This window comes from Kribbella sp. NPDC050241 (genome assembly GCF_044459685.1).
In the GTDB taxonomy this organism is placed as follows: domain Bacteria; phylum Actinomycetota; class Actinomycetes; order Propionibacteriales; family Kribbellaceae; genus Kribbella.
This window is the reverse complement of the sequence record NZ_JBITJE010000003.1, coordinates 450,432-465,780: the sequence shown is the minus strand read 5'-3', so window position 1 is coordinate 465,780 and position 15,349 is coordinate 450,432. Positions and strand designations below refer to the sequence as shown.

General features: G+C 67.3%; 18 protein-coding genes and 1 tRNA gene. 9 read left to right on the top strand and 10 right to left on the bottom strand.

Annotated elements, in window-relative coordinates; all coding sequences use genetic code 11:
• Nucleotides 1-62: 62 nt before the first annotated feature.
• Both ACIBG5_RS16870 and ACIBG5_RS16865 read right to left on the bottom strand, forming a co-directional pair.
• Nucleotides 63-263: a hypothetical protein gene (locus ACIBG5_RS16870; protein WP_396392419.1), complete on the bottom strand. Its 201-nt coding sequence runs from the start codon at nt 261-263 to the stop codon at nt 63-65.
• A 204-nt stretch (nt 264-467) separates the two neighbouring features.
• Nucleotides 468-959, bottom strand: coding sequence for a YajQ family cyclic di-GMP-binding protein (locus ACIBG5_RS16865; protein WP_131361200.1), 492 nt, complete (start codon nt 957-959; stop codon nt 468-470).
• A gap of 82 nt (nt 960-1,041) precedes the next feature.
• Between ACIBG5_RS16865 and ACIBG5_RS16860 the strand changes: the two genes are divergently transcribed.
• A tRNA-Tyr gene (locus tag ACIBG5_RS16860) sits at nt 1,042-1,127 on the top strand.
• 468 nt (nt 1,128-1,595) lie between these two features.
• Here ACIBG5_RS16860 and ACIBG5_RS16855 read toward each other — a convergent pair.
• Nucleotides 1,596-1,985: a hypothetical protein gene (locus ACIBG5_RS16855; protein WP_396392418.1), complete on the bottom strand. Its 390-nt coding sequence runs from the start codon at nt 1,983-1,985 to the stop codon at nt 1,596-1,598.
• A 693-nt stretch (nt 1,986-2,678) separates the two neighbouring features.
• Between ACIBG5_RS16855 and ACIBG5_RS16850 the strand changes: the two genes are divergently transcribed.
• The 6 genes from ACIBG5_RS16850 to ACIBG5_RS16825 all read left to right on the top strand — a co-directional run bounded on the left by ACIBG5_RS16850 (nt 2,679) and on the right by ACIBG5_RS16825 (nt 8,647).
• Nucleotides 2,679-3,593 carry a tachylectin-related carbohydrate-binding protein gene (locus tag ACIBG5_RS16850; protein ID WP_396392417.1) on the top strand — a complete coding sequence of 305 codons (915 nt, stop codon included), beginning with the start codon at nt 2,679-2,681 and terminating at the stop codon, nt 3,591-3,593.
• 988 nt (nt 3,594-4,581) lie between these two features.
• On the top strand, nt 4,582-5,373 hold the full coding sequence (locus ACIBG5_RS16845; protein WP_396392416.1) for a class I SAM-dependent methyltransferase: 792 nt from the start codon (nt 4,582-4,584) through the stop codon (nt 5,371-5,373).
• A 408-nt stretch (nt 5,374-5,781) separates the two neighbouring features.
• Complete coding sequence (locus tag ACIBG5_RS16840) at nt 5,782-6,039, top strand: hypothetical protein (protein ID WP_396392415.1); 258 nt, start codon at nt 5,782-5,784, stop codon at nt 6,037-6,039.
• Between the two features lie 189 nt (nt 6,040-6,228).
• The gene (locus tag ACIBG5_RS16835) at nt 6,229-6,930 is read left to right on the top strand and encodes a type II secretion system protein GspK (protein WP_396392414.1); all 702 of its coding nucleotides are present in this window, start codon (nt 6,229-6,231) and stop codon (nt 6,928-6,930) included.
• 72 nt (nt 6,931-7,002) lie between these two features.
• On the top strand, nt 7,003-8,106 hold the full coding sequence (locus ACIBG5_RS16830) for a hypothetical protein (protein WP_396392413.1): 1,104 nt from the start codon (nt 7,003-7,005) through the stop codon (nt 8,104-8,106).
• 19 nt (nt 8,107-8,125) lie between these two features.
• The gene (locus tag ACIBG5_RS16825) at nt 8,126-8,647 is read left to right on the top strand and encodes a YciI family protein (RefSeq protein ID WP_396392412.1); all 522 of its coding nucleotides are present in this window, start codon (nt 8,126-8,128) and stop codon (nt 8,645-8,647) included.
• 2 nt (nt 8,648-8,649) lie between these two features.
• On the opposite strand, the gene ACIBG5_RS16820 is transcribed toward ACIBG5_RS16825, so the two are convergent.
• Entirely contained in the window at nt 8,650-9,324 is a 675-nt protein-coding gene (locus ACIBG5_RS16820) for an alpha/beta fold hydrolase (protein WP_396392411.1), read from the bottom strand.
• Nucleotides 9,325-9,750, bottom strand: a complete 426-nt coding sequence (locus ACIBG5_RS16815; RefSeq protein WP_396392410.1) for a MarR family winged helix-turn-helix transcriptional regulator — start codon at nt 9,748-9,750, stop codon at nt 9,325-9,327. It lies immediately after the preceding gene.
• A gap of 92 nt (nt 9,751-9,842) precedes the next feature.
• On the opposite strand from ACIBG5_RS16815, the gene ACIBG5_RS16810 reads away from it, so the two are divergent.
• The gene (locus tag ACIBG5_RS16810; RefSeq protein WP_396392409.1) at nt 9,843-10,727 is read left to right on the top strand and encodes an LLM class flavin-dependent oxidoreductase; all 885 of its coding nucleotides are present in this window, start codon (nt 9,843-9,845) and stop codon (nt 10,725-10,727) included.
• On the opposite strand, the gene ACIBG5_RS16805 is transcribed toward ACIBG5_RS16810, so the two are convergent.
• The 3 genes from ACIBG5_RS16805 to ACIBG5_RS16795 form a co-directional block, all read right to left on the bottom strand.
• Entirely contained in the window at nt 10,728-11,615 is an 888-nt protein-coding gene (locus tag ACIBG5_RS16805; RefSeq protein WP_396392408.1) for an aldo/keto reductase, read from the bottom strand. It lies immediately after the preceding gene.
• A complete protein-coding gene (locus ACIBG5_RS16800; protein ID WP_396392407.1) occupies nt 11,612-12,289 on the bottom strand; it encodes an RraA family protein in 678 nt (225 codons plus the stop codon). The genes ACIBG5_RS16805 and ACIBG5_RS16800 overlap by 4 nt, the downstream gene beginning before the upstream one ends.
• Before the next feature lie 120 nt (nt 12,290-12,409).
• Nucleotides 12,410-12,955: an AAA family ATPase gene (locus tag ACIBG5_RS16795; RefSeq protein WP_396392406.1), complete on the bottom strand. Its 546-nt coding sequence runs from the start codon at nt 12,953-12,955 to the stop codon at nt 12,410-12,412.
• Between the two features lie 137 nt (nt 12,956-13,092).
• Between ACIBG5_RS16795 and ACIBG5_RS16790 the strand changes: the two genes are divergently transcribed.
• Complete coding sequence (locus ACIBG5_RS16790; protein ID WP_396392405.1) at nt 13,093-14,253, top strand: helix-turn-helix domain-containing protein; 1,161 nt, start codon at nt 13,093-13,095, stop codon at nt 14,251-14,253.
• On the opposite strand, the gene ACIBG5_RS16785 is transcribed toward ACIBG5_RS16790, so the two are convergent.
• Nucleotides 14,234-15,007, bottom strand: coding sequence for an isocitrate lyase/phosphoenolpyruvate mutase family protein (locus ACIBG5_RS16785; RefSeq protein ID WP_396392404.1), 774 nt, complete (start codon nt 15,005-15,007; stop codon nt 14,234-14,236). The genes ACIBG5_RS16790 and ACIBG5_RS16785 overlap by 20 nt on opposite strands.
• Nucleotides 15,004-15,300, bottom strand: coding sequence for a putative quinol monooxygenase (locus ACIBG5_RS16780; RefSeq protein ID WP_396392403.1), 297 nt, complete (start codon nt 15,298-15,300; stop codon nt 15,004-15,006). The genes ACIBG5_RS16785 and ACIBG5_RS16780 overlap by 4 nt, the downstream gene beginning before the upstream one ends.
• Nucleotides 15,301-15,349: the final 49 nt, after the last annotated feature.

Sequence of the window (15,349 nt, the reverse complement as noted above, 5' to 3'; positions counted from 1 at the left end):
GACCCGATTACCGGGCTGACTGTCAGGCCGGTATCACGACTGCCGGGCCGGCGTCGCGACGGTCAGGCTGGTGTCGCGCTGAAGCGGGACTCGACGGCGTCGTACTCGGTCACACGCACGCGTACGACGGTGCCGACCTCGGCACCGGCTCCGCGGACGAGACCAGGCACGCCCGGCTCCGTCTCGACAAACAGGCCGAACGGCTTCGACGACGTGACGACGACGTCGATCTCGGCACCAGGCCTCGGGAGGGTTCCGGTCATGCGGCTCACCCCCCTCCACCACTCAGGGCGACGCGGGCGGGCGGAGCGCACGTCCGCCGGAGGACCTTCCGTCAAGGCAGACGCGGCGGCCCGGGGCCGCTCGGATCTCACCAGGGGCAATGGTAGATCCCGCCTGCTCGCCGGTACGACGTCGCGCGGGGCGCCGTACCGCGGCGTCTTGCGGACGAGGCGGCGTACGGAGGCTCAGCGGTAGTTGACGAACTGGACGGCGAAGTCGAGGTCCTGGCCCTTGATCAGCGCCTGGACCGACTGCAGGTCGTCGCGGCTCTTGCTGGAGACCCGTAGTTCCTCGCCCTGGATCTGCGCCTTGACGCCCTTCGGGCCCTCGTCGCGGATCAGCTTGGACAGCTTCTTCGCGTTCTCCTGGGTGATGCCGGCGCTGATCGAGGCGTTGATCTTGTAGATCTTCCCCGACAGCTTCGGCTCGTCCGTCTCCAGACCCTTGAGCGAGATCTGCCGCTTGACCAGCTTGTCCTTGAACACGTCCAGTACGGCGTTCACCCGCTCCTCGGTGTTCGCCTGCATGTCGATCGCCTCACCGGACAACTTGATCCCGGCGTCCACGTTCTTGAAGTCGAACCGCTGGCTGATCTCCTTCGCCGCCTGGTTCACGGCGTTGTCCACCTCCTGACGGTCGACCTTGTTCACGATGTCGAAGGAGGACTCCGAAGCCATGGGCACATCCTTTCCGATTTGCTGTCAGGGGCACTGTCTGTTGTATCGTCTCCCACGCCGGTTCACGAACCGGCAGCACCCTGGCGGGTTGCCCGAGCGGCCAAAGGGAGCAGACTGTAAATCTGTCGGCGTATGCCTACGCAGGTTCGAACCCTGCACCCGCCACCAGCACCAAAAGAGCCTCTGACCTGCGAAAACGCAGCTCAGGGGCTCTCTTGCTGTGTCCGGCTAGCTACGGCGATCTACGGGTGTCCCTGTCGAATACGTGTCGAAGTCCGCCGCGCTCACCGGGCGGGCTGCCTGGGCCCGGTCCTCCCACGCGCCGAGGTGGACGGCGGTCAGACGACGCCCGCGCTGCACCGCAGCCTCGGAGGGTCAGGTCACCGCCCGCCGCTTGCGCCGATGACCTGAACGGCGCGGCTGCAGTGCCGCTGCACCCTAGGTCATGAGTCCGCAGGGACGTTGATCCGCGCGGCTAGTACTACAGCCTTAGATCGTTATGGATCGACACGTGCCGCTAGGAGGTCTGGCGGCGCCGTACCTGGGCGTCCAGTAGCTCGCGCAGACGGGTCTCGTCAGCCGCGCTGGCCAGTCCACGCTTCGGCAGGATCAGGAAGGGCCCGTCGGATGGACGCCCTATCCCCAGCCTGAGGATGAATGCACGGCTGCTCTCCTCGACGTCGCGGATCCGGGACCATCCCCACCAGCACTCGAGGTCCTGCTGCCGGCGGGACAGACCCGCTTGTCGGCCACATACTCGACTGGATCCTGCACGAGCGGGTCGTTGTTCCACCGCAGTTGCCGGGCTCGCCCTGACAGCAGGCCAAGCAACAGGAGCAGTACGCCGCCCACGACGGCGAGGACGGTCAGCTTCAGAATCAGGCCCACGGCGAGCAGGATCGTGGCAACAGCCATCGGCTTGACCATCTGCCGCCGATAGGCCGGCCGGCGCGCCAGCTCCCGCAGGTCCTCCTTCTCCGGCGTCCACCGCAACATGATCGCGTCTGCGTCCGTCTCGATCGCCATAGCCGCAGAGCGTACCGTCGTCGGACACGAACCCGTGAGGCGTCGAGGTCGGTCCGGTTCCAGCCGCCTGGTGTCGGCGACGGCAAGCTCAGTTCCAGCGAATGACCACGCTGCAATCATCTGTCGCAAGCGGCCCGCGAACCGCGGACGTAACGATCTACGGCTGTAGTACCAGAACCCAGAGAAGTCTGCTTGTGCGGGTACTGGGGAAAAGTTCCGTTCCTCCAGAACTTCAGTGTTGGTGCATGTTCCTGAAATTCTGTCAGCAATCTCGCCACCCAACCTCGCGGTTCACAACTCTCGACCCTCGCTGCGACTGGCGCGGGTGGTGTCAAAGGACGCGGATGCGCCCTGAGACACCGTCAGGTCTACTCATAACCCCACTGGTCGCAGGTTCCCGTTCTGCCCCCCGCCGCCGGCAGCAGAACTGCCGACCACTCGAGGTCACACCAAGTCGAACGCTAGCCCTATCGGTATGGGTGTGACGCTCACCGACTGGCCTGAGCGTCGACCGTTGGCCGCGCGGGGCGTCCACCCGAAATGACAACTCGGGTCACCGTCGTACCAGCCTGTCAGAATCAGCCCGAACGCCGGCCTCCAGCCGACAGCGACCGCTCGCGAAAGATCCGGGGTAAGAGTACGGTCGACAAGTAGGGGCGGCATGGACGTGTGTCCATCAGGAGGGGGCGGGAAATGAGCATGAAACACATCTTCTATGGGGGAAACGGCACCACGCCCGTCGACAGCGGGCTTCCCCTCATCGGTAGGTCCTTCAGCGTTAATGAGGACACAGGCGCATTGCTCTTTTGGCACTACACCGGCAGAGGCGAGCCGGACCCAACGGGGGCGAAGGGCTTCACGGGGCCCGGAAACAACTCGGGGAACCAGATCGGCCGTGGTTTTGGAAGCATGCTGCGCATGCTCGGAGGCGGCGATGGGATCATTCTTGCGATCCAGCCCAACGGCGACCTGACCTTTTTTCAGTACACCGGTAACGGTGAGCAAGACGAGACAGGCACGCTTGGCTTCGAAGGACCTAACCAGGGCACCGTGATCGGCAACGGCTTTCACAGCTTCCCTCACGTTTTCGTTTCGCCTCGTGAGGGCCACGCCACGGGGATGACAATTTTCCTGGTAAACGAAGCCGGCGACTTGCTTTTCTTCCGGTACAGCGGCAACGGGGAACCTGACCCGACCGGGACACTAGGCTTCGAGGGACCTAACCAGGGAAATCAGATTGGCCGAGGCTTTCGGAACTTCCGCCACATCGTGGGCGTTGGCGGCGGTGCGTTTCTCGCCGTCCCGGAGAACGGCGACTTGCTCTGGTTCCAGTACACCGGCCAGGGCGAGCAGGACCCAACAGGGGCCAACGGCTTTACGGAACCTGGGAACAATTCGGGAAACCACATCGGTCGTGGCTTCACGGACTTCCGGCACCTCTTCGGCGGATCGACCGACCAGGGCGGACGCGCTCGGATTTTCTATGGAGTCAAGGAAAACGGCGACCTCCTGTTTTGGCGGTACGAGGGTAACGGCGAACAGGATCCGACGGGGACACTGGGCTTTGAAACAGGCTTCCAAGGAACTCAGATCGGCAACGGTTTCTAGCCTGCAGTCAAGCGCAGACGTTCGTCGGCGGGCCCGAGCCCCTTCCATCAGGGCGACTCATAACCCAGAGAGTGCAGGTCGGGCAGAGCCTTTCGGGAGGCAAACTGGGAGGCAACGACCCCACGCCGGTCAGGACAGCACTGGACGTTAGTGGACTCGAATGAAAGGCGGCAGCCAAACTGCCCGCAACGCACGTGAAATCCATGGCATGGAAGCGGTCGCACCCGGCTGGACACTGCCAGTTCACGTACCCAGATCCGTACCCAAGGCGTTCCGGGAGTTGGTCGATCGGATGAGACGCATGAGACCAACTGGACGGCGATCAGGCCGAGTACATGCAGTTCTCGGTACCTGCCGTTGCCGCTGAGACACCGCCCGGGCTCATAACCCAGCGATCGCACGACCTCGTCTCGTGTCAGGTGCCCTCGGTCTGCTCCGCACTAATTCCTGTTGACGATGTTCACGCAGTGCCGTCGACGAAGCCCCACTGAGCGAGGAAGTCGCGTGGAGCCACGACGTCGATCCCGCGGCCTCGAGCGTTTCGAGTCAAGGGAGATCTGGGCGGCCTCTGTCCGCAGACCGGAGTTCGTGTCCTGACGGACGACTGTGGGATGCGAGTACGAGCACGACAAATGGGCCTGACGCCAGTGAGGCTGCCTGACGACCATCGCAAGGCGAATCCAGCTCGCTCGGACAGATCTTCTGGCGCGGAGGTCTAGTCGCCAAGCATCGCGGCTGCGAAGAATCGGCCCGTGCTGTTGGGAGCTGCCGTGGTGCCGCTCGTCGAGGTCATGTCTGCGATGCCGTCAGGTTGGCTGTTCCCAGGTGAGAGACGACCAACGCGGACTCTGTAAATCTGCCGGAGTATGCCTACGCAGGTTCGAACCCTGCACCCGCCACCAGCACCAAAAGAGCCTCTGACCTGCGAAAACGCAGCTCAGAGGGCCTCTTGCGGAGGCGGGAGGTCGGCGAGGCTAGCATTCGGCGCATGAGCGAGCCGCACACAGATCCTGTCGCCCACAACCGTCGCGCCTGGGACCGTGAGGTGGAGAAGGGCAACGAGTGGTCGCGGCCGGTGACACCCGAGGTGGTCGCGAAGGCGCGGGCCGGTGAGTGGTCCATCGTCCTCATGGGGTACGAGCCAGTCGACCCGACCTGGTTTCCTCCGGACATCGCCGCCTGCGACGTGCTCTGCCTCGCCTCCGGTGGCGGGCAGCAGGGTCCGGTGCTCGCCGCGGCCGGCGCGCGGGTGACCGTCTTCGACAACTCGCCCGGCCAGCTCGCGCAGGACGAGATGGTCGCCGCGCGGGAAGGGCTCGACGTGCGTACCGTGCTCGGCGACGCGCGCGACCTGAGCGGGTTCCCGGACGCCTCGTTCGACCTGGTCGTGCACCCGGTCTCCAACCTCTTCATCCCCGAACTGGCCCCGGTCTGGCGGGAGTGCCACCGCGTGCTGCGGCCGGGCGGCACGCTGCTGTCCGGCTTCGTCAACCCGGACGTCTACCTGTTCGACGCGGACGCGATGGACACGCGCGGCGAGCTGGTCGTGCGGCACCGCCTGCCGTACAGCGACGTCACCCATCTGGAGCCAGGCGAGCGGGAGCGGCTGTGGGGCGCCGACTCGCCGCTGGAGTACAGCCACACGCTCACCGAGCAGATCGGCGGGCAGACCGCCGCGGGGTTCGCCATCACCAGCTTCGCCGAGGCGCCACACCACTCGGAGGTGACGGCCGGCTGGCTGCCTGGCTACTTCGCCACCAAGGCGGTCAAGGGGTCCTAGGCTCTGTCCAGTTGTGAGGCCGTCGATTGGTGTGACCAGATCTGTGACCGGAGGCTCTGAAACCTAGGTCGTCAGGCCCGGCACGGACCATTCGACCTTGTATCCATGGCGATTGGACCAGCGCCGCAACAGCGCTGACGGCCAGCCGGAGCCCAGGTGCGCGCTCGGAGGGCTCGTCAGCATGGCCTGGCATCGAACGCTCAGCCGAAGGCGCACGCCTGTACGTCGTACTCATGCTAGCTGTCAGCCAGTCGCGGATAGTCCACGTCTGGTCGTTGCCCACGGCACTCACTCGCTAAACGCTATTTCTGCTGGATCGAATCGTTTGCCTGGTCGTCGCGGCTGGTACTAGCGTGAGCGAGAGTTGCATTGGGCAACTATATATTTGACAGGAAAGGCAGATACTGCGTGAGATCGATCGGGCGAATGGTTGCGATGGGCGCGGCCGCGGTGGCTGTGGTTGCGGGCGGCGCGACGGTGGCCCAGGCGCAGACGCAGACCATCCACACCCTCACCTGTGCGAGCCAGGACGAGTGCATTCAGAAGCAGAACGTGTACCGGCACTACGGGTACGCGGTGTCCGACGTCTGGTACCAGGATCCGAACACGACTTGCGCCCCCGAGTGGCCCTGCGCTCTGGGCTGGCAGTTCCAGTGGGAGGAATGAACTGACCGCTAGGCCGGTGCGGTGACATGGCGGGTGGCATCCCCTCTCGGAGGCGGGATGCCACCCGCTGCGTAACAGAACGCGGCGGGGCGCGATTAGTAGGTCGGGGCTGGAGGGGAAGAACAACGTGGGGGGAATCATGAAGTGGTTTGAGTTGTGTCGCGCCGGTCGGTCTGCGCGAGGTGTCCGATGAGGCAGATCCTGCATCGGATGGGCGGCAGGGGCGCCTGGTACTACTGGGTGACCATCGTGACCGCCGGGCTGTTCGCCTGGGCGCCGTTCCTGCACGCCGCGACCAGGCTGAGCGACCGCCGTTTGCGTCGGCGCGCGGCCCTCTACGGCGTGGCCGCCGTGGTCCTCGTAGCCTTATCGAGCGCTACACCGACCGACGCGAACGGCGATCCTCGGGGGGCAGTCGGCAATGCGCTGTCGACCGTCTTCGCGCTACTTGCGATCGCGATGGTCGTTGTCGCGTGCGTACAACTACGCCCGGTGCGGCGAGCTGTGTACGGACTCGCGGAGCCCTCACGGTTCGTCATTCCGCCCGGCACGGACCCGGCTGTAGCCCAGGCCTTGGCCGCCCGGGAGCGCCGGAACACTGCGCGTGCACTTCTCGAGAGAGACCCGATGCTTGCGCGGGACCTCAACATCGGCCGCCCGGATCGGCCGCGCAGCTACGACGACGGGGGGCTCATCGATCTCAACACCGCACCCGCCGGACTCCTCGTCGCCGCCTGCGGGCTCACGACGCAAGAGGCTGAGCGCCTCGTGTCCGCGCGTGAGCTGTTCACCGCCGGGTTCTCCAGCGTCGACGAGGCGCTGGTGTACGCCGAACTGTCCGGGCCGGTCACTCACGTGCTCCGGGACCGCGGTGTGCTGCTGCCACGCTGACCGAGGGAATATGGGTGGAGCGGCCGGGAGTTGGTTGTTGAGACGGCGCATGACCCGAGGAGAGAGCAGGCGATGAAGCCCACTGAGTTCGTGAAGGTGAATGGTCAGTTCTGGGGGGAGCACCTCAAGGGGGTGGGGGAGCACCTGGCCGGGAGTCACCGGAACGAGCTGCCGGGGCCGTTGCTGTTTCCGCGGATGATGGTGCTGACGGAGACCCCGGACTGGAACATCGTGGAGTTGGTCGGGGTGAGCCGGGAGTACCGGTCGCTCGAGGTACGGCGACGGAAGGCGGCGAGCGTCGAGGAGTACTTCGGGCTCGGTGATGGTGCGGCGGTCGTCACGCTGCCGGGGGAGAACCTGTTCAAGGACGCCACCGTCGCGACCGAGGTCGGCCGGCGGGAGCTGGTGGATCGGTTCCCGGGTGCGGACAAGATGCTCGGCAACGAGTTCACCGGGCCGGGCGAGCAGATCCTGCAGTTCGCGCCGGGCAACTACTCGACGTTCGACCGGGTCCTGCTGGTGCACACCGTCGGCGCATCGATCCGGGTCCACTGGACGTTCTTCGCGCTGGCGATCCACCGCTCCGAGCCGGCCGACAAGTACCTCTCCTTCCTGCGGAACTACGCCCAGGCCGCGGACCACCTCGACCCGATCGGCACCCTGAGCGTGCCGGTGGGCGATCTGGATCTGAAGGGTTCCCCGTTCGCCAGCACGTACCTCGGACACGGCCTGCCGGACTCGACCGTCGACCAGTTCCTCGAGGACAACGAGAGCATCCTGTTGTCGGCGTTCGACGCGACCCGGCTGATCCGCCGGCCGTTCCTCGAGCGGCAGGAGGACGGCGACGCGCTGCAGCCGGACTTCATCCTCGAGACCGCGGACGGCAATCACATCGTCGGCGACCTCGGTCTCCCGCTGCTGGAGGGCAAGAAGCACCACCGCACGACCCCGGTGCACGACGGCGCGGCCGCCCTCGCTCGCTACGCGGACTACTTCACGTCCCCCGAGCACCGTGCCTTCGCCCAGACGAAGTACGGCGTCGACGTCAGCGACCCGCGCAAGCTGCTGGTGATCGGCACCCAGGACACGGTCAACCCCGCCGACGTGACGGACGCCGCCATCGAGATCGTCGACTACGACTCGATCCTCCGACTTCATCTGGCGGCGAACTCCTGACCGGCTAAGGTCCGGTCCCGTGGAGTACTTCGTGTACGGACGGGACCGGGTCGGTGGGTACGACGTCAAGGTGAACCTCAACGAGGAGCACTGGGCGTTCATGGATCGGTACGCGGAGGAACTCGTCGCCCGTGGTCCCACGCTGACTGCGGACGGCGAGGAAACCACCGGCAGCCTGCACATCGTCGATCTGCCGGACGACGAGGCTGTCCACACCTTCGCGTACGACGAGCCGTACTACCGCGCCGGTGCCTTCGACTCGGTCTTGATCCACCGATTCCGCAAGCACGTCGGCAGCACCATGTGGGACTTCGCGAACGCGGTCGAGGGGTACAACCGCTACCTCGTGATCACCGACGACGAGCCCCGGCCTCTCACCTCACCGCACCTCATCATGTACGGCGACCTCCTCAGCCTGGACGCCGGCAAACACCTGGGCCGCGCCGCGCTCGTCGAAGCTCCCCAGCCTGAAGCAGCCGCGGTTCTGGTCGAGGCACCCGACGCCGAAGTCCTCCCGTGGGAGTTCGGCGGCCGCCGCTGACCTCACCACTCGTCGGGCAGGTGATCCACCACGGCCTCGACGATCAGCCGGCCATCCGGTGTGTCCACGCCCAGAGAAGACGCTGCGTGGTCGAGTCGCTCGAACTCCAGACACACGCAGCCGATGCCTCGGAGGACCGGCTTCAGGCGCCGGACCCGCTTGATCGCCTGGTCCGCAGTCCCGACGTACACGATCTTGGTGCCGGTGAAGCACCTGAGCTCGTGGTGCCAGTCATGGGATCGGTAGGCGCGCCAGAACTCCAACGGCGGGCGGGGTAGCCGAGGCTCCCGTTCCATCCGGCGCATGTCGCCGTCGGTCGGGAATCCGATCGGCGCGACTCCGCCCATGATGAGTCCCGCCGCGCGGCTCGTCGAGCGCGCGACGATCGCCGCCATGCAGGCCGGCTGGGAGAACCCCCATACCACGAACCGGTCGATGCCCTCGTGGTCGAGCACTGCCAGCACCTGCTCGCCGATGCTCCCGAAGTCGTACTCCGCCGGCCGCTCACTCGCGCCGAACCCGATCGGATGCACCTGCACGACCCGGAATCGGTCGGCAAGCCAGTCGGCCGGCCGAAAGTCCCGCGGTCGCCGGTTGTTCCGGACCAGTACGACGGCCGGCCCGTCACCGCTCACCTCGTAGGCGATCCGGGCCCCAGCGCGGATGACCCCGGGCACTCAGGCCTCGGCGACGATCTTCTGCAGGGTCGCCGCGAGGGTACGACGGTCGGCCGCGGCCAGACCCGTGGTCATCGCGCCGATGCGCTCGGTGAAGCCGTTGTGGGCGTCGTGCGCAAGAGCGAGACCGGGGGCCGTCAGTTCGATCTGGCAGGCCCGGCGGTCGGTGGGGTTGGGGATCCGGCTGACCAGGTCGCGGCGTTCGAGGCGGTCGACCATGCTCGTCAGGCTGGAGCGTTCGATGCTGAGGATGCGGCTGAGCTCGGTCATCCCGAGCGGGCCGCCCAGCAGCACGCAGAGCAGGTGGGCCTGCTGCGGGGTGAGGCCGAGCGGCCGGCTGGTCTCGGCGTACAGGTCCTGCAGCACGTGCATCGTCTGGACCAGGGCACCGGCCAGGTCCGTGTCCCGCGCTGTCGTCGTGGCCATGCCCTCATGGTAGTCCGGTCAACAAACAGTTTGCAGATCTCATAGTTCGTAGCGCTACTATTTAGGTCTACGAACTAAAAGGAGACCTCATCATGACCCCCAAGTTCGGCTACGGCTCCCCGGCCGACGTCCACGACGCGACCGCCCTGCTGCGCCTGGCCGCGCAGGCCGACCGGGATGGGCTGGATCATGTCTCGGTCTCGGACCACCCGTACGTCGCCGACCTCCTCGACGGCTACGCGACGATCGGCGTACTCCTCGGCCGCACCCAGCACCTGTCCGCGTTCGTCAACGTCACCAACCTCCCGCTGCGCCCGGCCCCGGTGCTTGCACGTACGGCGACGTCCCTCGCGGCACTGTCCGACGGGCGGTTCATCCTCGGCCTCGGCGCGGGCGGCGCTTGGGACCGGATCACCACGATGGGCGTACCGGAACTGCGGCCCGCCGAAGCGGTCGAGGCCTTCGAGGAGGCGATGCAACTCCTCCACACGATGTCCGACGGCGGTCGCCCCGAACCGACCAAGCACTACCCGATCGCGCAGCTCAAGCCCGCGAACGTTCCCGCGCCGCTCATCTGGACCGGCTCGAACGGCCCGAAGTCGCTCGCCGCGACCGGCCGGCAGGCGGACGGCTGGATCCCGGGCCGCGCAGCGGACTGGCTGAGCGACCGCTACCGCTGGTCCCGCCCGATCATCGACGACGCTGCGCTGTCGGTCGGCCGCAAGCCGTCCGACGTCGCCACGATCTACAACTTCCCCGGCGCACTCACCGCCTCCCCGGCTCGCCGTACCCGCGATGACGAAGGCCGCTGGATCGGCGGTTCCCCCGCGCAGTGGATCGAGGAACTCACCGGCGCGATCCTCGAGCACGGCGCTGCCGGGTTCACCCTGTTCCCGCGAGGCGCCGACGCGTACGACGTCCAGGTCGCGAGGTGGGCGCAGGAGGTCGTCCCCGCAGTGCGGGCCGCGGTCAGCTAGTCAGCCCAGCGCCGCTAGCTCCGCAGGCGACAACCGGATGGCGCCGGCGGCGATGTTCTCCTCGAGGTGGGCGGGATTCCCGGTGCCCGGGATCGCCAGGACGTTCGCGCCTTGATGCAGAGTCCACGCAAGGCGGATCTGTTGAGGCGAGACGCCGTGCTGGCTGGCGATCGCCTCGACAGCGGACGAGTCCTCCGGTGTCGCGCCGCTCTCACGCTCCGCGCCGGCGATCGCGAAGAACGGTACGTAGGCGATGTCCCGCTCGGCGCACAGCCGGATCAGCGCGTCCTCTTCGCGGCGCAGGTCGATGGCGTAGCTGTTCTGCACGCACACCACCGGCGCGATCGCCAGCGCCTCGTCCAGGTGGTCGGCGCGCACGTTCGACACCCCGAGCTGCCGGATCAGTCCGGCGTCCCGCAGGTCAGCGAGCGCCCCGAACCGGTCGGCGATCGAGTCGGCGCCCGCCTCCTTCTTCATGATGCGCAGGTTCACCACGTCGAGGCGGTCGAGGCCGAGCTGGCGCAGGTTCGTCTCGACCTGCGTCCGCAACTCGGCCGCGGTTGTCGCATGGTAGAAACCGCGCTCCGGGGCCTCGCCCGGCCCGACCTTCGTGGTGATGACGAGCTCATCGGGGTACGGCGCCAAGGCTTCGCGGATCAGCTCGTTGGCATAGCGCGCTTCGCCGTCGCCGACCCTGAGCGTCCCGCCCGGTGAACAGTAGAACGCGGCCGTGTCGATGTGGTTGACGCCGAGCTCGACCGCTCGTCGCAGTACCCGGATCGCCACCTGACGATCCGGGTTCGGGGTGATCCGCATGGCTCCGAAACCCATCCGGTTGACGGTGACGTCGCCCAGCTTCCAGGTGCCTGCGGCATCCGCGGTGCTCATTCCTCGATCGCTCCTCGAACTGCGCGTAGATGTTGCCGGAAAGTCAGTGAGGGATCTGTCGCCCGCGCTGTCAGGTAGTCCGCGAACCGAACCTGCACCCGCAACGACCGTCCAGCCCGGATCTCGGCCGCCTGCCGATGTTCGGTGTCGCGGATGGACTCGGCCAGCCCGGTCACCTCGTCGACCCGATCGGCCGGCACGAAGACCACACCGTCCTCGTCACCCAGTACGACGTCGTCCCGGCTCACCGACCAGTCCCCGATAGTTGCCGTGGACAATGCGTCGTCCGGTTGCGGGTCGAGCCGCAACGGCCCGGTCGGCATCGCGCCGAGGCTGAACACCGGCAGCCCGATCGCCGTGATGTCGACCGTGTCGCGATGCAGTCCCCAGATCACGATCCCTGCGAGTCCGGCGGCCTTGGCCTCGAGCGCGACCAGGTCGCCCACGCACGCCTCGTCCCGCCGTCCGCCGTTGTCCACAACCAGTACGTCGCCGTCCTCGGCCGACTCGAACGCCTCCAAGAAGACGTCGACACTGCCCACATGCTGCGCCGGCAACACGCGCCCGGCCACCCGGCCTCCGACCACAGCCGTCAGCGACGCGGTCCGCACCGGCACACCGGCCCGGAGACAGGCATCCGCCACATGCGCTGTCGTCAATCCGTCGAACAGCATGCTCGATCCCTTCTCACCGTACATATGGACAGGAGGTGTTCCGCCCACCGCACTCCACCCGAGTCAACCGCGCCACGCAAGTCCGGCCCACAGGCCGACACCTCCTGTCGATCTGTACGGCTACGACAGGAACGCGACGATCTCGGCCAGCGACGGACTGTAAGCCTCGCTCGAGGTGTCGACCGTCAGTGACGGGACCGGCAGATCGACTGCCTGGAAGGCGTTGTGGGTCCGCAGCCGAGCGTCGGCGCTGATCTGTGCGTCCTCGTGCGCGATCCGTTTCGGGTCGGTCGCCGTACGCGCGGTGATCCGGGCGAGCGCGACGTCGGCCGGGACCGTGCAATGGATGATCCGAAGGTCGGCGCGGTTCAGCAGCGGGGTCAGGCCGGGACTCCAGATCCGGTCCTGGAACGCGGCTTCGGCCACGATCGTCGTACCGCGGCCTACCAGCAGCCCGATCACGTCGAAGAAGGTGGACAGCGTCCGCATCGTCAGCGGGTCGCCCGGGCCGGGTACGAAGCCAGGCGTCGCGTGCGCCATCCCCTCCTTGATCTCGTCCCGGCAGATCGCCGGGCACCCGATCGCGCCGGCCACCTGATGCGCCAGCGTCGTCTTCCCGGTCCCTGGCGGGCCACTCACCACTACGACAAGAGGTTTGGACTGCACCGCCGCACCCTAGCCACCTCCGACGTCCGCCCGCACCAGGATTCCGGGAGACGTCACCGAAAAGTGTCCGTGCGGGCGGTTAGCGTGAGGTCCGGATGTGGCCAGAACGTCGGTGGGCAGGGGGTGACAGTGGACGGATGACGACCTATTCCGCGGTTCGTACGACGGGCATCTACTGCCGGCCCGGATGTGGGGCGAAGCCCCTGGCGGAGAACGTGCGGACCTTCGAGCTGGCGGCGGCCGCCGAGGCGGCCGGTTACCGCGCCTGCCTGCGCTGCCGGCCTTACCGAGTTGCGGGGACGGTGCCGGACGAGGCGCCGGAGCTCGTCTGCCGCGCCGTTCAACTGATCATCGCCGGTGTGCTGGACGAGTCCGGCGAGGCGGCGCTCGGCGTGCGGCTCGGGCTGTCGGCGCGCCACCTTCGCAGGTTGTTCCACGAGCACCTCGGCGTCACGCCGGACCAGTTCGCCCGCTCGAGGCGAGCCCACTTCGCCCGCAGACTCCTCGACGACAGCGATCTGTCCATCGCGGATATCGCGTTCGGATCCGGCTTCGGGAGTCTGCGGCAGTTCAACCGGGCGATGCGTGAGATCTTCCGGGCGTCCCCTCGCGAGCTCCGCGACCGGCGGCGCCGGACCGACCGCTTGGTCGCCGATGGTGGCCTGGCGCTGCGGCTGCCGTTCACCACGCCGTACGACTGGGAGGCGATGAGCGCGTTCCTCGCGTCGCAGGCGATCCCTGGCGTCGAGTCGGTCGAGGACGGTGTCTACCGCCGGACCATCTCTCTCGACGGCGATCCCGGTCTGCTCGAGATCGGTCCCGGCGGGCCTGATCACCTGGTGCTGCACGCACATCTCCCGTACTGGGAAGGTGTCATCCACGTCGTCGAACGAGCCGCGCGACTCGTCGCCGTCGAAGCCGACCCGGACGTCCGCGTGCCGGGCGCGTGGGGGCCGTTCGAGGTCGCGGTCCAGGCGGTGGTCCGCGATCAGCTACCACCCGAGGACGCGTACGACGTACTGCGCAAGCTCGTCGAGGTGTACGGCGTTCCGGTCGCGGGGCTCGGCCACGGCCTCACGCACGCGTTCCCGGGTGCGGAGGCGCTGACCGGTGCCGAGCTGGTCGGGCCGCTGGCGCGAGCAGTTGCTGCGGGCAACATCATGCTCGACGGTGGTGCGAACGCCGGGACACTGATCCGTTTCTTGGAAGCAGTGCCCGGCGTCAGTCCGCAGGCAGCCCGTCACATCGTGCTGCGGTTGGGTGCGCACCAGTCGTGGTTCAGCGAAGCAGGTCGTTGAGCTTGCCGAACTCGGCTGCGGTGGCGAGCACCTCGTAGGTTCCGGTCGACAGCAGTTCCTTCGCTGCTGCCGTCGCCAGTCCGTACGCGCCGGCGGTGATCGCCGGCCCGACGCTGATCCGGGTCACCCCGAGTGCGGTGAGCTCGGCGACCGTGGGCGCGCCCGGGCCGACCATCACGTTCAGTGGCAACGGCGACGCGGCCACCAGCTCACGGATGGTGTCGGCGTCCACGACGCCCGGAACGAACAGCACGTCCGCGCCGGCTTCGGCGTACAGCTTGGCACGCTCGATCGTGCCGCTCCCGTCGCCGAACAGATAGGTGTCCGTCCGCGCGTTGATCACGAGCTCGCGGTCAATGGCTCGCGCGGCAGCGATCCGCTCGGCATGCAAGGCCGGGTCGATCAGCGAGCCGCCAGAGCTGTCCTCGAGGTTGATGCCGACAGCACCGGCCTCGATGACGCCGGCAACCGTTGCCTCGACATCGCCGTAGCCGGACTCGACGTCCGCGGTCACAGGGATCGACACCGCTCCGACGACCGCGCGAAGTGCCGCGATCGCCGCCGTGCGGTCCAATCCGCCGGCATCCGTGACACCGGCGGCCCAGGAGATGCCGGCGCTCGTCGTCGCGATCGCGGCAGCCCCTGCTGCCTCGATCGCCCGCGCCGAGCCGGCATCCCATGCGTTCGGCAGCACCAGCGGCGGCTGCGCGTGCAACGCCCGCAGTCGCCGGGCGAGCTCGTTCTGCGCGCTCACAGGCTGACCAGTAGTTCGTGGTCGATCTCGACGAACTCGACGATGAGCTTCGCGAACTTCCCCGCGATCAGCTCCCGGTACGCCGCCGACCCGGTGTGCGCGTCGTACGCCGCCTGATCCGCGAAGTGCTCGACGAAGAGCAAGTGGTCCGGGTTCGCCGGATCGCGATAGACGCGGAACGACAACGTCCCCTCCTCGGCGCCCGGCCCCTGCGGCGCGAACTCCCGCACCAGCTCCTCGGCCGCCGCCTGGTTGCCGTCCTTCAACTTGATCGGAAACACCTTTGCCAGCACTTGATTCCTCCTGGGTCCGACTGAACTCCTTCAAGCCTCGCGCGCGCAC